At 56.3% G+C, this 22960-nt stretch carries 17 protein-coding genes; 5 read left to right on the forward strand and 12 right to left on the reverse strand.

Annotated features, from left to right (window positions below):
• Nucleotides 1–5: 5 nt before the first annotated feature.
• From EV202_RS06200 to EV202_RS06220, 5 genes are all read right to left on the reverse strand, one after another.
• Complete coding sequence (locus tag EV202_RS06200) at nt 6–2783, reverse strand: fimbrillin family protein (RefSeq protein WP_131926142.1); 2778 nt, start codon at nt 2781–2783, stop codon at nt 6–8.
• Nucleotides 2784–2977: 194 nt separating this feature from the next.
• Nucleotides 2978–4126: a fimbrillin family protein gene (locus EV202_RS06205; protein ID WP_317127780.1), complete on the reverse strand. Its 1149-nt coding sequence runs from the start codon at nt 4124–4126 to the stop codon at nt 2978–2980.
• 77 nt (nt 4127–4203) lie between these two features.
• Nucleotides 4204–5193 carry a DUF5119 domain-containing protein gene (locus EV202_RS06210; protein WP_131926144.1) on the reverse strand — a complete coding sequence of 330 codons (990 nt, stop codon included), beginning with the start codon at nt 5191–5193 and terminating at the stop codon, nt 4204–4206.
• Nucleotides 5190–6503: a DUF3575 domain-containing protein gene (locus tag EV202_RS06215; protein WP_131926146.1), complete on the reverse strand. Its 1314-nt coding sequence runs from the start codon at nt 6501–6503 to the stop codon at nt 5190–5192. Before EV202_RS06215 ends, EV202_RS06210 begins: the two co-directional genes overlap by 4 nt.
• Before the next feature lie 384 nt (nt 6504–6887).
• Complete coding sequence (locus EV202_RS06220) at nt 6888–7910, reverse strand: tyrosine-type recombinase/integrase (RefSeq protein ID WP_131926148.1); 1023 nt, start codon at nt 7908–7910, stop codon at nt 6888–6890.
• A 163-nt stretch (nt 7911–8073) separates the two neighbouring features.
• On the opposite strand from EV202_RS06220, the gene cobJ reads away from it, so the two are divergent.
• The 5 genes from cobJ to EV202_RS06245 are packed head-to-tail and all read left to right on the forward strand — an operon-like array spanning nt 8074 to nt 15229.
• Nucleotides 8074–9504, forward strand: coding sequence for a precorrin-3B C(17)-methyltransferase (gene cobJ, locus EV202_RS06225; protein WP_131926150.1), 1431 nt, complete (start codon nt 8074–8076; stop codon nt 9502–9504).
• A 27-nt stretch (nt 9505–9531) separates the two neighbouring features.
• Complete coding sequence (gene cbiE / locus EV202_RS06230) at nt 9532–10782, forward strand: precorrin-6y C5,15-methyltransferase (decarboxylating) subunit CbiE (RefSeq protein ID WP_131926152.1); 1251 nt, start codon at nt 9532–9534, stop codon at nt 10780–10782.
• 17 nt (nt 10783–10799) lie between these two features.
• Nucleotides 10800–12653 (forward strand): precorrin-4 C(11)-methyltransferase, encoded by a 1854-nt coding sequence (gene cobM, locus EV202_RS06235; RefSeq protein WP_131926237.1) that lies wholly within the window; start codon nt 10800–10802, stop codon nt 12651–12653.
• Nucleotides 12654–12668: 15 nt separating this feature from the next.
• On the forward strand, nt 12669–14567 hold the full coding sequence (gene cbiD / locus EV202_RS06240; RefSeq protein WP_131926154.1) for a cobalt-precorrin-5B (C(1))-methyltransferase CbiD: 1899 nt from the start codon (nt 12669–12671) through the stop codon (nt 14565–14567).
• Nucleotides 14564–15229: an outer membrane beta-barrel protein gene (locus tag EV202_RS06245; RefSeq protein WP_131926156.1), complete on the forward strand. Its 666-nt coding sequence runs from the start codon at nt 14564–14566 to the stop codon at nt 15227–15229. The genes cbiD and EV202_RS06245 overlap by 4 nt, the downstream gene beginning before the upstream one ends.
• A gap of 330 nt (nt 15230–15559) precedes the next feature.
• Here the strand turns inward: EV202_RS06245 and EV202_RS06250 are convergent, their stop codons facing one another.
• The 7 genes from EV202_RS06250 to EV202_RS06285 form a co-directional block, all read right to left on the reverse strand.
• A complete protein-coding gene (locus EV202_RS06250) occupies nt 15560–16432 on the reverse strand; it encodes a fimbrillin family protein (protein WP_131926158.1) in 873 nt (290 codons plus the stop codon).
• A 13-nt stretch (nt 16433–16445) separates the two neighbouring features.
• Nucleotides 16446–17447: a fimbrillin family protein gene (locus EV202_RS06255; protein ID WP_131926160.1), complete on the reverse strand. Its 1002-nt coding sequence runs from the start codon at nt 17445–17447 to the stop codon at nt 16446–16448.
• Between the two features lie 71 nt (nt 17448–17518).
• Entirely contained in the window at nt 17519–17989 is a 471-nt protein-coding gene (locus tag EV202_RS06260; RefSeq protein ID WP_131926162.1) for an HU family DNA-binding protein, read from the reverse strand.
• A gap of 253 nt (nt 17990–18242) precedes the next feature.
• Nucleotides 18243–19118 carry a fimbrillin family protein gene (locus EV202_RS06265; protein WP_131926164.1) on the reverse strand — a complete coding sequence of 292 codons (876 nt, stop codon included), beginning with the start codon at nt 19116–19118 and terminating at the stop codon, nt 18243–18245.
• Between the two features lie 38 nt (nt 19119–19156).
• The gene (locus EV202_RS06270) at nt 19157–20050 is read right to left on the reverse strand and encodes a fimbrillin family protein (RefSeq protein WP_131926166.1); all 894 of its coding nucleotides are present in this window, start codon (nt 20048–20050) and stop codon (nt 19157–19159) included.
• A gap of 821 nt (nt 20051–20871) precedes the next feature.
• Nucleotides 20872–21105 carry a hypothetical protein gene (locus EV202_RS06280; protein ID WP_106068703.1) on the reverse strand — a complete coding sequence of 78 codons (234 nt, stop codon included), beginning with the start codon at nt 21103–21105 and terminating at the stop codon, nt 20872–20874.
• Nucleotides 21106–21243: 138 nt separating this feature from the next.
• Nucleotides 21244–22959, reverse strand: a complete 1716-nt coding sequence (locus EV202_RS06285; protein ID WP_131926170.1) for a helix-turn-helix domain-containing protein — start codon at nt 22957–22959, stop codon at nt 21244–21246.
• Nucleotide 22960 lies beyond the last annotated feature (1 nt).

Below are 22960 nucleotides of genomic sequence, written 5' to 3' on the forward strand. Positions count from 1 at the left end.
CCTTTTTATTCTTGGGCCGCCCTCACCCCGAAGCCGTAGCTCCGATTGAGGCTGTTCAGCGGGTTCACGTTGCCCGGGTTGAAGTTCAGGTGCCTCCCGTAGTTCGTGTAGTTCGGCCCCGCCGTCCAATAGTAGGCGCTGCTCCCCACGCCGTAGGGCACTGCGGAACCGCTGTTCCGATAGCCCGAAGCGGGGAAAAAGACGGTTTGGGTCTTACTTGGGTCGCAATAGAAGTTCCAACCGTGATTCCAAGCACCGCTTACATTGAATTGGCCGGGAGTACTTGTATTGCTTCCGGTTGTAGTGAAGCCGGTGTAAACATTGCTTGGAGGCAGTTTGTAGCCTGCGGGGCAAGGGTCGTAGATAGTCTTAACAACAGGGTTGTCGTTGGCTGTGTAGACGGTGTTGTTCGCACTCCAGAGGTTGGCGTATTTATTGTCCATGGAAGTATTAGTACAGAACGTATTAGGGTTGATGATACCCGATTTGATGCAATCATTGTATGAGAAACCGCTTATCGGGGGAAGCTGGTTGGTCTTAACATTCCCATCGGCATCATACCAGGTCTTATTGATGCTGTTCGAGCTTCCATTTATTCCTTCCAATGCCCCCACGAACGGGTCTTTCCGTCCCCATTGGTAGTAAGTATTATTGCCTATATAAGTGATGGTATGTGCTTTCTGTTTCACTGTGATGGTTTGTGTCGCCGCCGGCGTGTATCCGGCCGTAGACCTCTGCTTGAAGCGCACCTGCACGGTGCGTTCGGCGTAGGCCTCCTCCTTTCCGTCGCACCAGCCGAGGCTGACGGTCATAAGCTTATACTTATAGCCCTGATAATTGGTGATTTCCTTGTCGGGTGTGGTTGTTCCCGTTGTTCCGGGCTTGTAGTCCGTCACCCAGATGTGCCAGCTCCAAAGCACGGTGTTCGCTGCGTCGCGCACCGCCACCACGGCGTTGCCTTGGTGAATGGTGGCCTGCCCCACAGTAAACTCGAGGTAGTGCCCGTCGGAAGAGAGGGCCACGTTCGTAACAAGGTTCGGCTCGTCCTGCCAAACCAGCGTGCAACTTGCCGGTGTACAATTGGTATTGTTGTAAATATACGGGTCGGTAATAGCTGATCCTTGGTGGTTGATAAAGGGTCTCAATATATTGCTGCCACTTACCCCGGCGATATATGCCGATGTATTCTTCCCCGTTGCGGGCACCTTGACATAATCCACGGCATTTCCGTACACCAGCGGCAATTTATACCTCCCGGCGGCGTTCACTATGTAGCAGTTGGCTGTCCGCATGGGGGCGGTGTTACCCTGCCCGTCGTGGGTGGAGAGGTCGTATATGTCGGTGTTTGTCCCGTCGTTCACCGGTGAGGCATTCTTCAGTGCTTCGGTGTGCGGGTTAGCCGTGCCGCTGTTCACCTGCGCCGCCACGGTGGCGGTGTATGTAGAGGGCGAAGTTCCGCCCGCGCCGCTTTCGGTGAATGTCGTGAGCCATGCGGGCTTGGTGCTGTTCCAGCTCACCCCGTCTTCGGAGTATTCCACTTCCCAGGCTATGGGCACGTTCGCCGTGCTCCCTCCGCCCGCCACGGAGGCGTAGCTCTTCACGGTGTAGCTGCCGTTTCCCCCTTGGTAGGTGTAGTCAGCCGGCGGTGTCACCTCCAATGTAGGTGTAATCACGATGCTGCTCGTGCTGATGCGGTAGGTCACCGTCTTTCCCATGGGCCAGGTCTTTCCGGCAATATTCGCCGTGAGGGTGCGCTGCGTGTTGGTCAGGCCGTCGGTGTACCTCACCTCTATCTTCGCCCCGGCGGGCAGGGTCTGGGGCAGCATCATGAAGGTGGCGGCTTCGGGCGTCAGAGGCGTGTCGGGCAGCTGCGGGTCGGGCGCCGTGGCGGCGGGCGAGAGGGTAAGCTCGAAGTTCCTCGCCCCGCCCAAATCATACCATGCGGCCGAAGCCTGCAGGGGCAGCCTGCCCGTACTATGCACGCCTTTCAGCGTGATCTTCGATACCGTTCCGGCCAGCATGTCGTCGCCCGTGACAAAGCGCACGGCCGTCAGCGCATGCTTCATCGCCAGAGCCTCGGCCGTGTTCGTATTCCCCGGTTTGTCGGTCGAGGCAGCCACCAAGAGGTCTTTCTGGTCGGCCACATCGGCAGGCACAGCATAGCTCAGGTAGGGCAGCGTGCTTCCCGAGCCGTCGGTCAGCCTTGTCAGCCCCGGGCTGTCGTAGGGCGCCACGGCGAAGAAGGAGATGCGCCGTGCGGCTCCAGGCCAGTGGTACTCGGTGCTCCAGGCATCGCTCTTCTTCACCCTGACGGTGCGCATGTAGCTTGTGGCGCTGCCGCCCGTAAAGGCCGCCGGCCAGCCCTGCGCCGCCGGATAGACGAAGGCCGTGACGCACATCTCGTCGTACATCGTGGCATTGTCCACGGGTGCGGCCTTGGTACGTGCACCGCCGGTTTGCGGGGTTGCGTCGTCCCCGATGCCGTCGGTCGTCTCGGCGTGCAGGTAGAGCGGTTTCCCGTCTCCGGAGGCATCCCCCTCCAGAGCGATGACGCTCACGGCGGGCAGCGTGTCCGGCTGCGTTGCACCGCCTTTTGTCTGTGCACCCTTTGTCAGTGCGGCCTGCGCCGCATCCCCATCTTTCCGGAGGTCGACCGCAAACCCTATCCTCCCTCCCGTGGAGGGAATCTCATCCCGCCCGTCCGTGCAGCCGGCGGGAAGCGTCGATAACAGCAATGCCGCCGCACCCGCGGCAAGCATACCCATGAAATGTTTCTTTTCCATATTATTTGGCGTTAATGATTAGTGATTAGTGTTAACCGCTATATTACGTGGACGGAAAGGTATGGAGGGCTTGCGCGCATTCCCTGCGCCGCGCCCTCCCCGGAAAGACTCACAAAGGTCATTGGATAAGAAGAAGTCCGTTCCGGTCCCGACCTTTCCGCCCGGTTTCGTGATGCGGGTTACTCACGCGGCCTTTACATGTTCAGGCCCTCCGTCTGGTCCGTCCAGTTCTCTACGTTGACCGTGAACTTGATGGGCTTGTCCAGGATGGGGTCGCCCGGCGTGCTCGGGTTGGGAGGCGTCGGAGGCGTAGGGTTGTTGGGCGTTCCCGGGTTCGGGTTGTCCTGGTTGGGCGGAACGATGCCGCCACCGTCGCCGAAGGTCAGCGTATAGATGTACTTCTTGCCCGGCAGCCACTCGGTGTTGATGCCCACGGCAGTAAAGGCGTAGGCGTTGGCACCTCCGCCCGGATAAATCTGCGTGAGGTTGCCCTCGCCGTCGTCGCTGGAAATCTGGCAGAACACACCGATGTACGCCCCTCCGAGCTTGGTCTTGCTGAAGGCCTCCAGCTGCTGGGGAATCATCAGGAAGTTGTCCGAACCGAACATGATGCTTTGTGCAGCAGCGGTCAGCGTCAATCCGGTGCCGGCAGCGTCTTCGGCCAGATAGTCCTTTGGAGTGGACAAGTTCGACCAATTGGCGCGAGGTACGACGTAAGCTGCGGCTGTCTCCGTCTGCGGGAAGGCGAAGTCCGCCTTCGAGTTGACCGCTCCCAGCTTCACGCCCATCACTTTCACTTTCAGGTTGTCCTTGGTGCACAGGGCTTTCACCTCTATCTGCGAGAGGGCATGCTTGAAGTTCATCGGCACGCCCGTGGCTCCGTAGGTGGTCTTGCCTCCGGCGTTGAAGGCTACCACGATGTCCTTCTGGTCGGCCACTTTCTGCACGGGCGAGTAGGCGGCTATCTTCTGCCCGTCCTTGTCGATGGTCACCAGCGGTTTGAGCTCGTCAGCCGGCGCGTAGGCCGTGAAGTTCAGTGTCCCTGCAGGCCAGTAGTAGGTAGCAGCGGTGTTCCAGGTGGAGCCGTTGTCGGGCGAGGCCACCTCCAAGTTGGTGAAGTAGTTGGTCCCTCCGGTGGGGAAGGCCGTCACGTTGAACTTACCCATGTTGGCCTTGGTGGTCACGGCACGGGTGGCTTTTCCCAGCATGGTGCGGAAGCCGATGGCACCGCTTCGATCCGCCCGGGTGGTTTCGTCCTGCGAGCAGGCGGCCAGCGCCAGAAGCGCGAGGCCCGCGCAGAACAGTTGTCTCATTGTCTTAATAGTTTTCATACTTTCATTCATTTAGAGTTAGTTGATTGATTATTTATTTATTCACTTATTATCGGGCCGGAGGCCCGCATCACGATTTTGTTTATCTTTTACATCTTCAGCTCTTCGTTTTCCGTCTCCCACTCGTCCACGTCGGGATGGAACCCTCCTCCGTTGACGATGGGCTTGGGCAGCGTGAGGCCCTCGAGCAGGATGTGCACGTTGCGTTTGTCGGGCGCATTGTTCACCCGGTCGCTCACGTCGAAGCGGTAGTAGTGCTTGCTGCCGTCGGCCAGGACGAAGACGAGGGTGAGGGCGCGCGAGGTGTCCGTACCCGTGGATGCCCCGAAGACGAACGTACGGCCCGTGACCGTCTCCTTGCCGTCCGATGCCGCGGGAAAAGGAACCATGCTCCGCCCTTCGGCGGGCTTGTCTCCGCCAAGGAAGAGCGAGCCGGCCGTTCCGGAGAAGGCGGCGCTCACGGCAGAGGCGTATTTCAGGTTCTTTATCCCCTTCAGCTCGAAGCTGTAAGTGCACACCCGCGGGTAGACGGGCAGCACCAGCGTGTAGGTCTCCGCCCCGGGCTGCAGGTCGATGTCCGTGCGGCTCCCTCCCCACACGGCTTCGGGAGCCAGTACCACGGGTTCGCCCGCCGGGTTGGCACCCTCGGGCAGCGTCCCCGGGAGGTTGAGCAGTTCGAGCAGCCTGCTCGGGCGGGTGTACAGCTCGAAGGTGGCGTACTTCTCCGTCCCCCGCATCAGGATGGTCTCCGTGTCGTTGTTGATGTAGAGCGCCCGGTAGCGTCCCCACGGAACGGTGACGGTTCCGCCCTGCGGGTTGTCGAAGTCGTAGGGGATGGGCTTCCCGCCCTCCTCGGGGAAGAGCCAGAGGGCCATTCCCGAGACTTGGGCTCCCGTAGCCCCGCTCCGGTCGAAGCGTACGCTCACCTGCGCCCCTTCTGCGGCGGGTATGCCCAGCTCCTTGTGCTCGCACGAGCAGAGCGTGCCGGAGACGGCCGCCGCAATGAGCGCGGCGCAGGCCGTCAGTATGGCGGCGGCAGCCACGGCCTTCATTGTTTCCTTCATTTCCTTCGTTTTCATCGTTTGCCTCCTTTCTTTTTGTTTACGTTATCGTGCCCCAGCAGCCACACCAATGACACCTCGGCCTTGGTGGGGCCGAACCAGCGCCTCTTCTTGGTGGCTTTCCAGAGGTAATGACCCTCCTGCGGGACGTACTCGTAATACTCCCCGTCCAAATAGCCGATGCCGAGCGTGAAGTCGAGGTTGAGACGGCGTCCGACAGGCGCGGAGTAGCCGTAGGAGATGCCGCCTCCGTAGCTCCAGCGGTCGCCTAAGTACCCCTTGCCGCCCCATTCGAGGTCGTAGGTCAGCAGCAGGCCGTAGACGCCCATGTGGTGCCCCGTCAGCGGCTTGCGGCCGTAGCTCAGCCAGCGGCGCACTTCGAGGTCGCCGCCGTAGACGCGGTGGTAGCGGTAGCGGTTGTCATCCTTGATCCATGTGTACATCCAGTTGCCCGCTATGGACCAGCCCCGTCCCAAGTAGAACTCCAGCCCGAGGTTGGGAACCACGACGGCGTCGTAGAGCAGGTTCGTCTTCACGGCCATGTGGAAAGGCTTGCGCGGGGCGGGGAGCGGGCTGTCCTGCGCGGCGGGAGCCGTGCCGTAGAAGCTGTTGTTGACGGCCGTGTTCCCCCCGGCGGGCACGGGCACGTACACCGTGTCCCGCTGCCTCTCCGGCTCGCGGGCAGGCAGGGAGATATAGAGCGTGTCGCGCGCCGCGGCCGGCTGTCTGTCCGACTCGTACCACACGTGCAGGGTGGAGGCGCGCAGTTCGGGGAAGAACCACCTGTCGAGGTATCTCCACACGGAGCCTCCGTTCATCAGCATCAGGCGGTGCTTGCGACCGTCCGTCACGACGCCTCCCTGCGTGATCCACTCGGGCGTGTGGCGGAGCATTTCCAGCACCTCGTAGCGGTAGGGGATGGAGTGGTCGGCATCCACCAGCCGTTCCAGCCCTTCCCAGTCGATGCCTTTGGGAACGGTGGCAAGCCAGCCCACCTCACGGGGGAAGTAGTCGTACACCAACCTTCGGATGGCTTCCGCCCTCTCCTCGGAGAGACGGCGGTTGATGACCGTACTCCCTTCAGGGGAAGCCCCGGCCGTGACGCGCAGGCCGAGGATGCGACGCGAGGGGTCCTGAAGCAGGGTTCGGAAACGTTCGGTGAAGGCACGCAGTCGCGTACCGTTCTCCCGGAAAAGCGGGTCGAGGGTCGATTCGCCCTGACGGAAATAGACACGGACGGAGTCCGTACCCCGGCGAGTGCCGGGCTCCTGACCATGGGAATGCCCCAGGGTAAGCAGGAGAAGCAGAAGAATAAAGGGTCTTTTCATTGCCTGTGAATAAAGGGTTAATACATGTATTACAGAGACTTGCCTCTTGCTAAGAGGGAGGGGAGGATAGCGCATCGCCGAAAGCGGGAAGAAAACGCTCCCGGAACCCGCCTCTTGCTAAGAGGTGTACCAATCTTTGTAAGCGCCTGCAAATTAACGTCTTTTATTCCATACAAGCAAGCTTTTTGACAGAAACTTGTATATTCTTTCACACGGGTACCCATATCCGAGTATCCCCATACCCTTTTCCATTCCCCTCCTTTCGCCTGTGCATCCGACCTTCTTTCCTTGGAGGCCCGACCGCTTTCTCCACCATCGTTCCGGCTTGTACCGCCTGTCTGTAAGGCCTTCCTTCTCCCGCTTTGGCCCTTCCTTCCACACCTCTTAGCAAGAGGTGGCATCGGAAAGCCTGTTCAGCAGTTCACGGTTGGCCTCCGCCAGCCGTTCGTCTTTTATCCCTTCGATATATATGAGCGTGGTCTTGGTATCGGTATGCCCCAGCGCCTTGGAGATGACGGGCAGGTCGACGCCCTGCTCGTAGGCGATGCTCGCCCACGAGTGGCGCGCCACGTAGGAGGTGAGGTTCACCGCAATCCCCGCCTGCCGGGCAAGCTGCTTCAACGAGCGGTTGTAGCGGTTCAGGGCACAGGGATATGAGACGGGGCATATCCGTCCGTCCTTCACCTTATATAATATAGGGAAGAGATAGTCCGTGCCCTCCGTCTTATACTTGGCAAGTATATGCAGCATGCAGGGTTCCAGCGTCACCCTGACCTGCCGGCCGGTTTTGCGGCGTTGGTAGGTCAGCACCCCGTCCTTTACCTGCGACTTCCTCAAATGCGCCAGGTCCGTGAATGGCATGCCCATGGCGTAGAAGGAGAAGAGGAAGAGGTCGAGGGCCGAAGCCCCCGGAGCCGGTGCGGCCCCTTTCTCCTTTCCTCCCCCGCAGGGAGGGGGAAAAGAAGAGAGGACCAGCCTGCGCATCTCCTCCGCCCCGATGCTACGCTTGACGGTGCGCTCGTTGCCCGTAAACAAGCCCTTGAACGGCGCCCTGTCCTTCACGAGCCGCTTCACGGCCGCCTTGTTGTAGATGGCGCGCAGGGAGCGCAGGTAGCAGGAGGAGGTGTTGGGGCATACGCCCCCTTCGCGAAGCCAACGCTCGTAGCGGCGCAGGGTTTCGGCATCCAGCGCGGATAGCGGCAGGTCTTTGCCGCCGTTGAAGCGGACGAACGAGCGCACCGCCGTGCGGTAGTTGTCGGCAGTGGAGCGGCTTAAGCCACGGGATGCCGCATCGGTGAAAACCGAAAGCGTGGGGACGGCGTTCCGCTCTTTACTTGCTCTTGACTTCTTCGTACTGCTCTCCTTTGCAATCTCTGCTCTCTTGAATTTGAATAGGAATCCTAACATCTGTATTATGATTTATGTGATTAGCATGCAAAAATACGGATTATGCATAAAGGCATCTCGGATTAAAACTTTATCTTTGTCTGCCATAACGGGGTAAGAACGTGAAGGCGACGATTACACCGCCAACCTGCACGATACCTCAATTAATAGAATACACATAGATATGAAACAACCTAAAATAATAGTTGCCGGCATCGGTCCGGGCAGCGAGGCAGACATAACGCCTGCCGTGATTTCGGCCTTGCAGGAATCGGATGCCGTAGTAGGGTATAAATATTATTTCCGCTTCGTAACTCCCCACCTCCGCCCCGGAACGGAATGTATAGACACCGGCATGAAGCGCGAACGCACCCGTGCCGAACAGGCTTTTGAACTGGCGGAACAGGGAAAAACGGTTTGCGTCATCAGTTCCGGCGATGCCGGCATCTACGGCATGACGCCCCTGATTTATGAAATGAAGCGCGAACGGAACAGCCGGGTAGAAGTGGTTTCGTTGCCGGGCATCAGCGCTTTTCAGAAAGCGGCGTCGCTGCTGGGTGCTCCGGTGGGGCACGACTTCTGCGTCATCTCCCTGTCCGACCTGATGACGCCGTGGGAACGCATTGAAAAGCGCATCCTCGCGGCAGCCACAGCCGACTTTGTCACAGCCGTCTATAATCCCAAAAGCGAAGGCCGCTACTGGCAGCTCTACCGCCTGAAAGAGCTTTTTCTGAAGGAAGGCCGCTCGCCCGAAACGCCCGTAGGCTATGTACGTCAGGCAGGACGTCCGGAACAAGAGGTGCACATCACCACACTTCAAGATTTCAATCCCGAAGAGGCGGACATGTTCACCGTGATACTGATAGGCAACTCGCAATCGTACGAGTGGAACGGCTGCTTCATCACTCCGCGAGGATATTATCCGGAGGAAAACGGAAAGGAAAGAACAGGAAATGAAGAGCCTGCGAACAAGGGGCAGGATATCATGATCCGCAGTTTCCGCACCATCGAGAAGGAACTGAAGAATAAAGAGATTACGCCCGACCATAAATGGGCGTTGCTGCATGCCATACACACCACGGCCGATTTTGATATGGAGCATCTGCTGCACACGGACAAGGGTGCTGTGGCGTCGCTCTATCAAAGCATAGAGGCAGGCAAAGTAAAAACCATCGTGACCGATGTGACAATGGCCGCCAGCGGCATTCGCAAGGGAGCCTTGCAACGTCTGGGCATAGAAGTGAAATGTTATCTCGGCGATCCCCGCACGGCGGAGATGGCAACGGAAAAAGGCATCACCCGCACACAGGCAGGCATCCGTCTGGCCGTAGAAGAGCACCCCGACGCAATGTTCGTATTCGGCAATGCACCGACAGCACTCATGGAGCTTTGCGAACTGATACGGAAGGACAAGGCACATCCGGCCGGCATCATCGCCGCGCCTGTAGGATTCGTGCACGTGCAGGAATCCAAACACATGGTGAAGCCTTTCGTGCATATCCCCAAGATAATCGTAGAAGGACGCAAAGGCGGAAGCAACCTCGCGGCAACGCTGGTCAACGCCGTGTTGTGCTATAACGATGCGGAGCAGTTGTGGCCGGGACGAGATGTCTGAATCTCCGCATTCAAACAATCAAACTGTATGGAACGAAAATTCATAATCATAGGAACGGACGACAACCGGAAACCTTTTTTCCCGCCGGAAGCATTGGCATGGATAAGGCAGGGAAAAGTGTTTTCGGGCGGCATACGCCATAAGGAGATTGTCAATGACTTGCTGCCGGAGCAAGCCGAATGGATTTCCATCACCGTCCCCTTGGATAATGTATTCGCGCAATATGAAGAGGCCTTCGCCCGTTTGAAAAATATGTCTTCAGACCGATTCATTGTTGTATTCGCTTCGGGTGACCCACTCTTCTTCGGTTTTGCCAATACTGTCAGAAGAAAGCTTCCCGAAGCAGACATACGCCTTTATCCGGTATTCAACTCATTGCAGATGCTGGCGCATCGGCTCGTCATGCCCTACGATGATATGCGTACGGTTTCGCTTACGGGGCGGCCGTGGCAGGAGTTCGACCGCGCACTGATGGAGCGTGCTCCCAAGATAGGCGTCCTCACCGACCGCGAGCATACCCCGTCGGCCATTGCCGCCCGCATGCTGGAGTACGGTTATTCGCATTATACCATGTACGTAGGCGAACACCTCGGTCATCCCGAAAAGGAACGTGTGCGCAAGTTCTCTCTCGAGGAAGCCGTGCAAGAGACGTTCCGGCATCCCAATAACCTGTTGCTGCACTCCACTGTGCCCGCCGGCTCTTCGATGGTAAGTACGCCCCTTCCTCCCCGCCCCTTCGGAATTCCGGACGAAGCCTTCGCACACCTTGACGGGCGCGCCCGGATGATAACCAAAGCCCCCATCCGCCTGCTCACCTTGCAGGTGCTGGAGCTGAACCGCCGGCGCGTGTTCTGGGACATCGGTTTCTGTACGGGTTCCGTCTCCATCGAAGCCCGGTTGCAGTTCACCCATCTCACGGTCGTCTCGTTCGAGATACGTCCCGAAGGCGAAGACCTGATGAAGACAAATAGCCGTCGTTTCGGCGCTCCGGGCATTACGGCAGTGACAGGCGACTTTCTGCAAACCGAAACCGCCTCTCTGCCCCGTCCCGATGCCGTATTCATCGGCGGACACGGCGGACATCTGGAAGAAATGACAGGCAAACTGAAGGAGGTGTTACTGCCCGGGGGATGCATCGTATTCAATTCTGTGTCCGCAGAAAGCAAGGAGGCATTCAGCCAAGCCGTAAAAAGGCACGGAATGTTGCTCCAACCTTCCATCCGCATCACGCTGAACGAATATAATCCCATAGAAATAATGAAAGCCACGCTTTCTTAGAATAAATATCATTCATGATGAAAATAGCCATTATCCTGATTTCCGAAGCCGGTCTGCATGTGGCCCGAACGCTGCTTGCCGAACTTCCCGCATCCGGGGTTTTCACCCTCAGGCACGAAGAAGGATGTACTCATATAGATTCTGCCGCCGACTTTACGGCCGAGAACTTCAGCCGCTACGACGCTTTTATCTTTATCGGCGCCATGGGCATCTGCATCCGTTCCATCACCTCCTGCATCAAAGACAAATATACCGACCCCGCTGTATTGTGCATAGACAGTACGGGCAAGTACGTCGTATCGGTTCTTTCCGGACACATCGGAGGAGCTAACGAGCTGACCCTCGAAGCGGCAGGCATCCTCGGCGCCGAACCGGTGGTGACCACACAAAGCGACCGTACCGGATTGTGGGCGCTCGATACCCTGCCGCAACGGTTCGGCTGGACTCCCGTAGTCAGTGTGCCCACCTCTTCCTCCTTTGTTCCGCCATCAGCCCTCCCCTCCGGCGAAAAAGAAAGAGCATGTATGAACAGGCACATCAGCCTGTTTGTGTCCGGCAAACCCACAGCCCTGTTGCTCACCGTCCGGGATGAAGGCACTGACTGGATGGAGGCTCACCTGCCGTCGCACGTAACGGTGTTTTATCGTCCGGAAGACATCGAGCCATCGCGCTTCGAACTGATTGTGTGCGTATCTCCCCAGGTGCCCCGCTTCACTGAAACGCCCATGATATGCTACATGCCCCGTGCGGTACACCTCGGCATCGGCCTTGCCCGGCAAGCCGGCCCTACGCAGGAGGTGCTGAGGGCCATAGAAGAAACGCTGAAAGAGCAAGGCATACTGCCCGCCTCCATCGCTTCCATCTCCACCATCGACGCCAAGAGCGAAGAGCCGGTGGTGAAAGCCTTACAACAAGAATATACAGTAAACTTCTATACAGCCGAAGAATTGGCCTCGATAGAAGTCCCCCACCCCAGCCCGACCGTGATGAAGCACATGGGCACAGCCAGTGTCTGCGAAGCTGCCGCACTGCTGACGGCAGCAAACTCCCAATTGCTGCTTTCTAAGGTGAAAGGAGAAAACTATACCGTGGCCGCCGCCATCGACGGTCGCATGATGCGCCGGGGGCATATAGAAATTATAGGAGCCGGACCGGGCGACCCCGAACTGATTTCCGTGCGCGGACGCCGATTATTAGAGAAAGCCGACCTCATTCTTTATGCCGGCAGCCTCGTTCCCCGCGAACTGACGCATTGCGCCAAACCGGGCGCCACCGTGCTCAGTTCGGCATCCATGGATTTGGAAGAGCAATTCCGGGTGATGAAAGCATTCTATGACAAAGGTCTCTTCATCGTGCGCCTGCATACGGGCGACCCTTGCATCTACGGCGCCATTCAGGAACAGATGAACTACTTCGACCGACACGGCATGAGCTATCACATCACTCCCGGCATCTCTTCTTTCCAAGCCGCTGCCGCCGCCCTGAAATCGCAATTCACCATCCCCGAGAAGGTGCAGAGCATCATCCTGACCCGCGGCGAAGGACGTACCCCCATGCCCGAACGGGAGAAGCTGCACCTCATGGCGCGTTCGCAAAGCACCATGTGCATCTTCCTCAGTGCCGGCATTGCCTCTCAGGCGCAGGAAGAGTTGCTGCAGGAATATCCGGAGAGCACGCCCGTGGCCGTATGCTACCACCTGACGTGGAAAGACGAGCGTATTTTCCGGGGCGAATTGAAAGACCTTGCCAAGATAGTGAAAGAGAATGAGCTGACACTGACCACCCTGATTGTGGTGGGCGAAGCCATCGGTAACCGCGAGGGGCTGTCGCGCCTCTATGCGCACGAGTTCAAGCACTTGTTCAGAAAATAAAAACCACTGCACGTTATGATATTGATATTCGGCGGAACAACCGAAGGACGCATCTCCGTCCAAACGCTCGAAGAGGCCGGGAAACCTTTCTACTACTCTACAAAAGGAGATGAGCAGGAAGTGTTCCTGCACAACGGCATCCGTCTGCAAGGAGCCATGGATGCGGGGCAGGCCATTGCATTCTGCCACCGCCACGACATCAAACTGATAGTGGATGCTGCACATCCCTTTGCCACCCAGCTGCACCACACGCTAGAGCAAGTCTCATCGGAGACAGGTATTCCCGTCATCCGTTTTGAACGCATCTTTCCCGAACGGGATGAGGAGCACATCACTTGGTGCAGGGATTACGACGATGCCATACAGCGGATAGAGGCAGAAAACATTGCTACCTTACTCGTACTTACCGGTGTGCAAACCATCGGAAAGCTGAAACCGCTTTGGCAGAACAACAACAAGTGCTACTTCCGTATTCTCGACCGTGACAGCTCGCGCCGACTTGCTCATGAACAAGGTTTTCCCTCGGAGCGTCTCTTTTACTACCGTCAGGGGGAAGACGAACGCATCTTGCTGCAACAACTGCGCCCCGAAGCCATCCTCACCAAAGAGAGCGGAACGTCCGGCGGATTCGACGAGAAGGTGGCAGCCGCCCGCCAACTGGGCATACGCATCTTCGCCCTTTGCCGCCCCGACACATCCCGCAAGTTTATCTGTGTGAACGGTGAACACGGGCTGCGCCGCATGGTCGAGAAGCTTCTGCCCGACTTCTTCCCCCTGCACAGCGGACTGACCACCGGCACATGTGCCACCGCTGCGGCTGTGGCTGCCGCATGGGATCTCTTCAACAGCAACTCCGCAGAGCGCCCGGAAGAGTTTCCGGTGGTATTGCCCAGCGGAGAAACCATTTATGTGCCCGTGCAACCTCAAGAAGATACCCCCCGGCCGGTATTGCAGGACGACGGGGAAAGTTACCGCGGAATAAGCGCCACCGTCATCAAGGATGCCGGCGACGACCCCGACATCACCGACGGGATGAAGATTGTGGCACATGTGGCCGCACCCTCCTGCATGACCGACGCTTTGCGGGAAGAGACTGCTCGAGAAGCTCCCCGCATCATCATCCGCGGCGGAGAAGGCGTAGGCACCGTCACCCTGCCGGGCTTGGGACTGGAGCCGGGCGCACCTGCCATCAACAATACGCCGCGCGAAATGATAAAGCAGAACGTCCGGCTCTGCCTTGAGCGTCTTCATTTAGCCGAACCGTCTCTTCCTTTGGTCGTCACCATTTCCATTCCCGGAGGAGAAGAGATAGCCCGACGTACCTTCAATCCTCGCCTCGGCATAGAAGGAGGCATCTCCATCATCGGCACATCAGGCATCGTGAAACCATTCTCTTCGGAAGCCTTCATCCACTCCATCCGCAAATCCATGGAGGTGGCCAAAGCAACGAAGAGCCCTCGCATCGTCATCAGCTCCGGAGCAAAGAGCGAGCGGCACATCAAAGCCCGCTATCCCGACCTCCCGCCCCAAGCCTTTGTACATTACGGCAACTTCATCGGCGAGACTCTGAAAATAGCGGACGAGAAAGAGGTGGCCCGCGTCGTCCTCGGCGTGATGATAGGCAAGGCAGTGAAACTGGCAGAGGGGAATCCGGACACCCACAGCAAGAAAGTGACCATGAACAAGGCGTTCATTCAAGACATTGCCCGCCGGGCCGGATGCGGAAGCGAAACCCTGGCCGCCATCGGGCAAATGACGCTGGCACGCGAACTGTGGGACATCATACCGAAAGACGTCTTGAAAGAGTTCGGCAGGATACTGGTGGAGCATTGTCATCGGTATTGCGCCCCGCTGTTGCCGAACGGAGAACTGACCGTATTACTTATAAACGAAAACGGAGATATTTACTTATGAAGAAGACAATCGCAATCCTCTGCATGGCGGTCGTTGCATCGGGCTGCCCGGCGCAAAGCCTCCTGTCTTTCTATGCCAAGGCAGGGATAGGAACGTCGCGCTTCCACGGGAAAGGCGCGAACAGCGAAACGAAGATAGCCTGCAAAGCTGGCATCGGTGCGGAATATGCCCTGAACAGGACATGGGTGGTACAGTCGGCCCTGGAGTTCGTCTCCATAGGCGGACAAGACGAGATAGGACATATACATGACGCCCGGATGAACGAGTTGTATCTGCAAGTGCCCGTCACTTTGGCAGCCCGCCTCCACTTGGACAAGAACTATCATGCCTCGTTGGCTGCGGGGCCATACGCGGCCCTGGGCGTGGGCGGTAAAACATCGGGCGAAATATACAATCCCAGCAGCAGTCGTCCCGCCTCTCGTTTCAAGGCAGAGACTTTCGGCAAGATGATAGACGGCAAGATAGGTAATAATCGTTTCGATGCCGGTATTGTTGTAAACATCGCTCTTGAATACAAAAGATTCGAGTTCGGTGCGGAAGCGCAGGTGGGGCTGGTGACGGTGAACAGGCAGATGAACCGGCTGCCGGAACTGTCGGGAGCAAGGGAATACCTGCCCAAGAACTTCGCTTCTTTCTTCACGTTAGGATACCGGTTTCGGTAAGCGGTGACCGGCGGCAGGCATGCGTACCGACTGACGGCAATCAGCACCACCGACCGGCGACGGGCACCGTTTAACTGCAGATGATAACTGCAAAACCAAAGAAAGAGTCGTACCAAGCGCTGTTTCGAGCAATGGTACGACTCTTTCTTTTGGGGCCTTTAAGGAGGTTCAGGTTTCAAACCGGGAAGCGGGCTGAAGCGAGTTTTCTCCGGCCACGCTGCCTGTGTAACGCTGTTCCCGCCGGAAAGGGAGAGGAGCGCGGGGAACTCCGACCGAGGCCGCACTGCAACTCCGACCGAAGCCGCACGGCAACTCCGGCGCGAGGGTGCCTTAGTCCGCCTCGGCTTCTCCGCCCGTGATGACTGTGCTGCCTGTCCAGTCGGCCACCTTCACTTCGCCCACCTCGAGTTTCTCCTTGCCCACGGTGAGGTGGTAGGTGTAGCTCTTGCCCCGATCAGGCGTATAATCCCGCAGCTTGGCGGTCATCGTCTTGTCGCCTACGGTAAGGGAAACCGTATGGTCCGAAGCATTATCGGGAACAAGCACCGTGTAGGTGCTGCCCGCCTCGCCCCGGCCCTCGGCATAGGGTGTGTATGTTACCAGAGGGCCGCTTGAGCCTATCTTGTTAAGGAACCTGACGTTATCCACCTTGGCATCGGCAGGAAATTCGGAGTTGAAGCCGGCTATCTTGACAATGAAGCGTGCCATCCAGCGTTGCATCGTAAAGTGCAACGGTTCTTTCGTCTTTGCTTGGTGATTAAGATCCCCTACCATTAGGTCTGCTTTAGCGATGTTTTCTTCAGTACTCTGGTCTGTTTGATAATCATATGGCGCCCCACTTATATGTACCGAGCCCCATTCGGCGGGATAAAAGGCTCTGAAATCCTCCTGGTCGCTTTTCCAAAGGAGGTACTTGCCGTCTCTGGGCTTCCAGGCAGTGCCATCGAAACGATAGGTGGCATGCTGGTCGCTGTTGGGAGCGTACACCAAGATTTCGTCTCCCGCCTTGAACTTGGTTTGCTCCTCGGCCGTGCCTGTCGGCATGGAGCGGGTGGCGGCAAAGGGGTTGGCTATACCGGCCGTAATCCGCACGGCATTTTCGGGAACTTGGTCTGCCCGGGGCTCGTCAAGTTCGTTGTTGCAGGCGGTCAGCCCCCCGAGGAGGGCCGCCGCTGCAAGTGTTATGGTTACTTTAAGTCTCATTGCATCAAAAAGTTTATTCCGTTTCGATACTCTGCGTGCCGCCATCGGTCCATGGGGTGGCTGAGAAGCTGCCGACGATTACGACGTCCTTGCCCACGGTGAGGGTGAGGCCGTGCTGCGTGTCGGACGCGAGGGTGACTTCGGTCGGGGACTTCCATGTATACGTCTTGCCTGCCATGGTAATCTTCACCTGGAAGCCGTTGGCGGCGATGGTCTGCGGCACGAGGATGCATTCGTACTTCGCCACGGCACTCTTCGTTTCGCCCTGGCCGGGGGTGTAGATACCCGTCAGGGGTTTGACGGGGGTCGCACTGCCCTGTTCGGTCATGGCATCTTCAATGAGTTTCCATGTGGCCTCGGTCTTCGTGCCTTCCACGCTCACTGCGGTGATGGGGTTGGTGGCGGTGCCGTTGCCGTTGTTGTCCAGGTTGAACTGCGTGCCGAGCTGCACGGTGAGGTTGAGCTTGGCCAGGCGGTGCTTGAGTTCCACTTTCATCTTGCCTTGCGGGGTCAGGTCGTTGGCAGGGTCTACCACGTGGTTCTTCATCGCGAGGAGGTCGCTTTTGTTCAGCTTGTCGTCAGTGCTCTGGTCGGCTTCTACCTTGATGTTCACGGGCGTGGCGCCGGTGGCCAGCCAATTCTCGTCGGTCAGCGTGATGTCCGAGGGGATGCATACGGCGGCTACGTTCACCTTTTGGGTCTTGTTCTGCCAGAGCATCTTCAGTTTATCGGTGCCGGCGTTATCGTAACTCACCCATTCGCCGCTTTCCAGCTTCATCAGGGCGTTGTAGCAATAGTTGGCGTTGGCGGTGTTCTCTACCCGCAGCCGGAACGCCTGAAGGTTGGCTGTTTCCATTCCCGCACGGGTTTGCGGGCGGGTTACGTCGGTAGCTACGCGGATGATGCCGTCGGCTGGGAAGTGGTCGGCGGGAGCAACGAGGTTTTCGTCGTGGCTGCACGAAGCAGCGGTCAGTGCGGCAACGGCAAGCATTGCCAGATTCTTGATTGTCTTCATTTTCTTTGTTATTTTATTGTTATTGAATGATTACTGTTGATGAATGAAAAATGTTTTCCCTCTCCGGGGGGTCAACCCAACGGATTTCCCCCGGGCGTGGGCGACGGTGTGCCGCCGGGCGTAGGCGTGCCGCCGGGTTGTTCGGGTACGCTCTCTCCGCTGCGCAGCACGATGCGCTGTATGTTCTTGGCCTGATTGCGCATCTCCATTTTGGGGAAGAACTGTATGCGGGGCACTTTCAGCGTGTCGGCTGTGACTTCTTTCTCCGTCATCACGCGTTTGCCTATCGAAACGACTTTGAACGAGCCGAGGTCGGCGAGGTCTACCGCCCGTCCGGCAAACATCTCTTCGCGCACGATTTCGGCAAGGGCGGTGATGGCACTGCGCACATCGGCGCGCGAGAGCGCCGTGGCGTTGATGATGCGGTCTTCCACCTGGCGGGTGGTAATCTTGTCCTGTACCATGGGGGCCGCGTAGTAAACGGTCTTACCCTTGTTCTTGCCTATATAGGCAGTCTCTTTTTTAACTTGATGAATCAACATAATTTTTACTGTTTTTTGGTGATTAATATCTTTGTTTTTCTTTACTGTAAGTTCGACCGTTGCCGTACTGTAAGTTCGACCGTTGCCGTACTGTAAGTTCGACTCTTGCCGTACTGTAAGTTCGACTCTTGCCGTACTGTAAGTTCGGCTGTGGTCGTACTGTAAGTTCGACTGTTGCCGTACTGTAAGTTCGACTGTTGCCGTACTGTAAGTTCGACTGTAGCCGTACTGTAAGTGCCGGCGCGAGGGTGCCTTAATCCGCCTTGGCTTCTCCGCCCGTGATGACAGTGCTGCCTGTCCAGTCGGCCACGGTCACTTCGCCCGGCTCGAGTTTCTCCTTGCCCACGGTGAGGCGGTAGGTGTAGCTCTTGCCGACATCATACGAATAGTCCTGCAGCTTGGCAGTCATCGCCTTGCCACCTACGGTAAGGGAAACCGTATGGTTCGCAGCATCACAGGGAACAAGCACCGTGTAGGTGCTGCCCGCCTTGCCCTCGCCATCGGCATAGGGTGTGTATGTTACTTGAGGGGCGCTTGCGTTGCTCTTGTTATGAAACTCGACGTTCTCCACCTTGGCATCGGCAGGAAATTCGGAGTTGAAGCCGGCTATCTTGACAATAAGGCGTGCCGTCTGGCGTCGCATCGTAAAGTGCAACACCTCTTTCGTCTTTTCTGGGTTAAGATTCGCGAACATTATATCTGCTTTAGCGATTTTGTCTGTACTGCTCTGGTCTGTTGGAAAAACATATGGTGCCCCACCAACAGTAGGCAAGCCATATTCGACGGTATAAAAGGCACTGAAAGACTCCGGCCAGTCGTATTTCCAAAGGAGGTACTTGCCGTCTTTGGGCGTCCAGGCAGAGCCATCGAAACGATAGGTGGCACGCTGGTCGCTGTAGTCGGTTTTCACCAAGATTTCGTCTCCCGCCTTGAACTTGGTTTGCTCGTCCTCCGTGCCTAACGGCATGGAGCGGGTGGCGGCAAAGGGGTTGTGGATACTTGCCGTAATCCGCACGGCATTTTCGGGAACTCGGTCTGCCTGCGGCTCGCCAAGTTCGTTGTTGCAGGCGGTCAGCCCCCCGAGGAGGGCCGCCGCTGCAAGCATCGAGATGAAAAAGAGTTTCTTCATGTTCTTTTCTTTGAAATTGGTTTCTTAATCAGTGCTATTCAATCTACCGCTTCTCCGCCCGTGATGTCCTCGGCAGCTCCCCAGTCGTTTATCACCACTTGGTCCAGCTCTATGCGGTTGCGCCCCACAATGAGCTTCACGGTCTGCTTCTTGCCCTTTACGAGGGCGAGCGGTGCGGGATGGGTGTAGACGTAGTTCTTGCCGTCGATGGCTATCGTGAACTTCTGCACCTCCTGCGGCATGATGACGGAGGCGTATACCTCGTTGGCCTTCTGCGGCTGCAGGTGGAATGGAGCGGCAGCCCCGCCGAGCGTAATCACGCCCTTGAGGTAGTCGATGGTGCCTTGGTTCTTGGCCTCCGTGCTTACCGAAGCCACGGCGGGTGTTCCGTCGAACTCGTTGCGGAAGGTGAGTTCCACCACGAGCTTGGACATCATGTGGTCGAAGCGCAGCTGCACGGGGTTATCGGTGGCTTTCAGCCCGGCTTTGCCCTGGCCCGTATTGACGGCCACGAGCAGGTCGCTCTCCATCTGCTTCGCAGGGTCTACCTTCACGGGGTCGGCCTTGAAGTCGGCCACGTTGCGTGCAGGATAAACGGAGAGGAAGAAGTGAGGCGTGGCCATGTCCACCCACTTCATGAGGGGCGTAGGCAGCCATTTGCCGCCTTTCAGCTCGTTGACGGAGTTGTTCACTACGAGGTTGGTGGCGGCCACCTCGTCGGCCGTGCCTGTCCAGGCATAGACACTGATTTTGTCGCCTTCGTCGAACCGGGAGGCGTTTCCCGTGGTGGAAACGCGCGTCAGGTTGTCGATGGAGGTGCTCACGGTGATGTACTCAGGCTTGGTCTGCGACTGCGCCTGTTCGTTGTCGTTGTTGCAGCTTGCCAGTGCAACGGCTGCCAGTGCGGCAGCGAAAAGAATCTTTTTCTTCATGTTGGTTAAATTAATATAGGGTTGAATAACTAAAGTTGTTTCTTTATTGGTTTCATTGGTCTCATTGGGTAATCCCGAACCGTAGTCGGTTCTTTCAGAACCTCCTGTGCATAGGCTTGGAGAATCGCTCCTCCGAGCAGCACCGCCGGCATGATTCTTTTATAATTCATATCTTGTTTTAATTTAGAATGTTTGCTTCTCATCATAATTAATTAAAAGTCTGTCGCGACATCGCTTTGTCTCCGCCTGATAGGTTCGTATAAATCTCCTGATTGTTTTTAATGAGAGAGCCTCAAGCAGATGTTTATGTGCCAAAGCATCGAATAGAATGGAAAAGGAACGGAGATAGGAAAAGTTTCCTCCTCGCGCGGAAAGTTCAAAGAACGTCTTGTTCATTTCAGCAGAAAAACCAATGGTTATTTTGCCTTCGTTATCCTCCGTTATATATACCCAATACATTATCTTCATTCTTCTTCTCCTCCTCCATTGATGACGATATAAATCTGAAAACATCTCCCCTCCAAAGTATCGCCCGATTTTATGGGCAATACTATTAAAGGAGAGAACCTAACACCAGTTTTTCTGTAAAATCCGATTTTACAATCAGAAGTTCATTGAAGTTTCATGAAAACTTATTTCACAGGGCACATTGCCCTTTTATCAAAAGATATTATCAATTCCGGCCTGTCAGCATAGACCCCGCCAACGAATAAGCGATTAAACCATCCTCTCTCTGGCGTTGAAGAGGTTTGTAGTCTGCACAAATCATAAAAAAAGAGGGAGATGCAACCTTAAGCTATTAACTCAAACAAAACAAAACGTTATAAGGCCATCTCCCCCCACAAAAAAATCCACCTTCTCAGGCTTTCTAAAAGCGAAATGATATGTACACATCTTGCATGACTTTTTAAAGTCAGTGCAAGATGATTTATCTGTTGTTTTTGTGCTTCAACCATCAGCGGACAGAATACCATCATCACTAAGGATGCTTTGACTCGCTTTTTCATTTTCATATTATTAGTTACATCAAAATATCCCGACATGTTATTTTTCAATTCTTGTCTCGTTTGATGATGACGCAAAATTAGAGAACTAATTTACAGGAGATGTATCATATTTGAAAATAATGTGTATCATATATGGAAAACGCTGCAAAACAAGAAGATATAAGAAGATATAAGAAGATATAATTGTTACTTTTCTACCTTTTTTTCTTTGGCGATGGCTTTGTATTCGGAGGGCGACATGCCGTAACAGGCCCGGAAGCATCGGTTGAAGGTGGCACGGGAGTTGAATCCCGACTGGAATTCCACCTCATTGATGTTCAGATTGAGATTGCCGGTCAGCAAGGAGGCTGCACGGCGCAGGCGGTAGCTATTGATAAACTCGTTGACGGTGGCGCCGTCGGCATATTTGCGCACGGCATCGGCAAGGTAAACGGAGTTCGTGCCGAGTCGTTCGGCCAAAACGTCGCGATTCAAGGCTGCATCCTTGAAAACCTCCTCAGTCCTCATCAATTCGCACAATTGACGATAAATCCTGCCTTCTCGGTCGAGTTGTTCTTCGGGGATAGCTCTTGCCGAACTCTCCACTTCGTCCTGCACACGCCGGTATTGCAGAATGGAGTCGTACAAAGCTCTGTTCTTACGGCGCAGCCTGCGCGTATATACAATGTATAGAATGACGGCAAGCAACAACAACGCTCCGATGGCGAGGGACAGGTAAAAACGTGTGGTGATGACTTCGTTGCGCAGCGTGAGCTTATCCACCTCAAAGATGGTATGCAGTTCGTCGAGCTGATTGGCAAGTTCCGTGGTGCGCAGCTTGTCCTTGTGGGGAAGTATCTCCTTGTAGAGTTCGGCCGCCTCTTTATATCGCCCGGCTTTCAGGAGAAATTCCGCCTGCTGGGTCTGCACGGTGAGCAGGCTCACGGAGTCGCCCGAGGCAGCGATGATTTCCATGTTCTTGCGGTTGCAGGCTATCGCCTTGTCATATTGTCTTGTCGCCGCATAGTAGCGCGCCTTCACTTGCAGGAGCTTGAACCGTGCGACAGCCTTGCGTCCCTCGGCGTATATCTCTGCTTGTTTCAGCAGTTTGTCGGCCTTTGAATAATTTGCCGTCTCTATCTCGGCAACGGCGGCAGCCAGTGTGCAGTAGAGGTAACGCCCGTTCAGCGGCGGGGTATCGCCCTTGCGCAGTGCCTCCTCCCGATATTTGTCGATGACGGATTTCCATTTCCCGGCTGTTGCCCGCAGTCTGTCATACTCGCCCAATCCGTCGAGGGTTTCGCCCAAGGCATTGTAGGCGGAGAGCAGCTGCGTGATGTTTTCTTCCTTAGACAGCGCGGCAATACTTTCCGTTAAGGATTTTTCGGCCTCGCGAAAGCGTCCCATCGTCTGGTAGATGCTGCCCATATCGTATGAGGAAACGCCCAGTCCGTAGTTGCTATTGGCAGTGTGCGCATCGGCATACATCTTCCGTGCCTCGAGCAAGGCGGTCTGCAGTTTTTCCTCGTAAATATACCTCTCCACCAAGACGCTCCACGCATTGTAGTAATAGTCCCACGTCTTGTTTTTCTTCAGAGACTTGAGCGACTCCGGCAGGTAGAAGAGGATGCTGTCCGGTTCGTCGTAGTTGTAGTAGCAATACAGCTGCCTGACACGTGCCATCCCTTCGGCTTCCGCGTCCTTTTGTTTCAGGGCCTCCGCAAGATATTCGCGGATGCAGCGCAACTCATACTGCATATCGTCTTGGATGGCCGCCAAGCGGCAAAGGTCGCTGTGCGCCTGCAAGAGTTCTTTTCCCCCGAGGCGTTTCATCTCCCGGCGTATGGAGTCGGCGGGACTATCGGCACATACACTTCCTGCCGAAAGTATAAGAATAAACAAGATGGATGCGATTCTTTTCATC

It is taken from the genome of Prevotella heparinolytica (assembly GCF_004342845.1).
In the GTDB taxonomy this organism is placed as follows: Bacteria; Bacteroidota; Bacteroidia; order Bacteroidales; family Bacteroidaceae; genus Bacteroides; species Bacteroides heparinolyticus.

Coding starts and splice junctions, on each gene's coding strand:
- EV202_RS06245 (WP_131926156.1), top strand. CDS start 14,564: ATGAAGAAGACAATCGCAATCCTCTGCATGGCGGTCGTTGCATCGGGC.
- EV202_RS06270 (WP_131926166.1), bottom strand. CDS start 20,050: ATGAAGAAAAAGATTCTTTTCGCTGCCGCACTGGCAGCCGTTGCACTG.
- EV202_RS06210 (WP_131926144.1), bottom strand. CDS start 5,193: ATGAAAACGAAGGAAATGAAGGAAACAATGAAGGCCGTGGCTGCCGCC.
- EV202_RS06220 (WP_131926148.1), bottom strand. CDS start 7,910: ATGTTAGGATTCCTATTCAAATTCAAGAGAGCAGAGATTGCAAAGGAG.
- cobM (WP_131926237.1), top strand. CDS start 10,800: ATGAAAATAGCCATTATCCTGATTTCCGAAGCCGGTCTGCATGTGGCC.
- cbiD (WP_131926154.1), top strand. CDS start 12,669: ATGATATTGATATTCGGCGGAACAACCGAAGGACGCATCTCCGTCCAA.
- EV202_RS06265 (WP_131926164.1), bottom strand. CDS start 19,118: ATGAAGAAACTCTTTTTCATCTCGATGCTTGCAGCGGCGGCCCTCCTC.
- cbiE (WP_131926152.1), top strand. CDS start 9,532: ATGGAACGAAAATTCATAATCATAGGAACGGACGACAACCGGAAACCT.
- EV202_RS06255 (WP_131926160.1), bottom strand. CDS start 17,447: ATGAAGACAATCAAGAATCTGGCAATGCTTGCCGTTGCCGCACTGACC.
- EV202_RS06205 (WP_317127780.1), bottom strand. CDS start 4,126: ATGAATGAAAGTATGAAAACTATTAAGACAATGAGACAACTGTTCTGC.
- EV202_RS06250 (WP_131926158.1), bottom strand. CDS start 16,432: ATGAGACTTAAAGTAACCATAACACTTGCAGCGGCGGCCCTCCTCGGG.
- EV202_RS06285 (WP_131926170.1), bottom strand. CDS start 22,959: ATGAAAAGAATCGCATCCATCTTGTTTATTCTTATACTTTCGGCAGGA.
- cobJ (WP_131926150.1), top strand. CDS start 8,074: ATGAAACAACCTAAAATAATAGTTGCCGGCATCGGTCCGGGCAGCGAG.
- EV202_RS06200 (WP_131926142.1), bottom strand. CDS start 2,783: ATGGAAAAGAAACATTTCATGGGTATGCTTGCCGCGGGTGCGGCGGCA.
- EV202_RS06260 (WP_131926162.1), bottom strand. CDS start 17,989: ATGTTGATTCATCAAGTTAAAAAAGAGACTGCCTATATAGGCAAGAAC.
- EV202_RS06215 (WP_131926146.1), bottom strand. CDS start 6,503: ATGAAAAGACCCTTTATTCTTCTGCTTCTCCTGCTTACCCTGGGGCAT.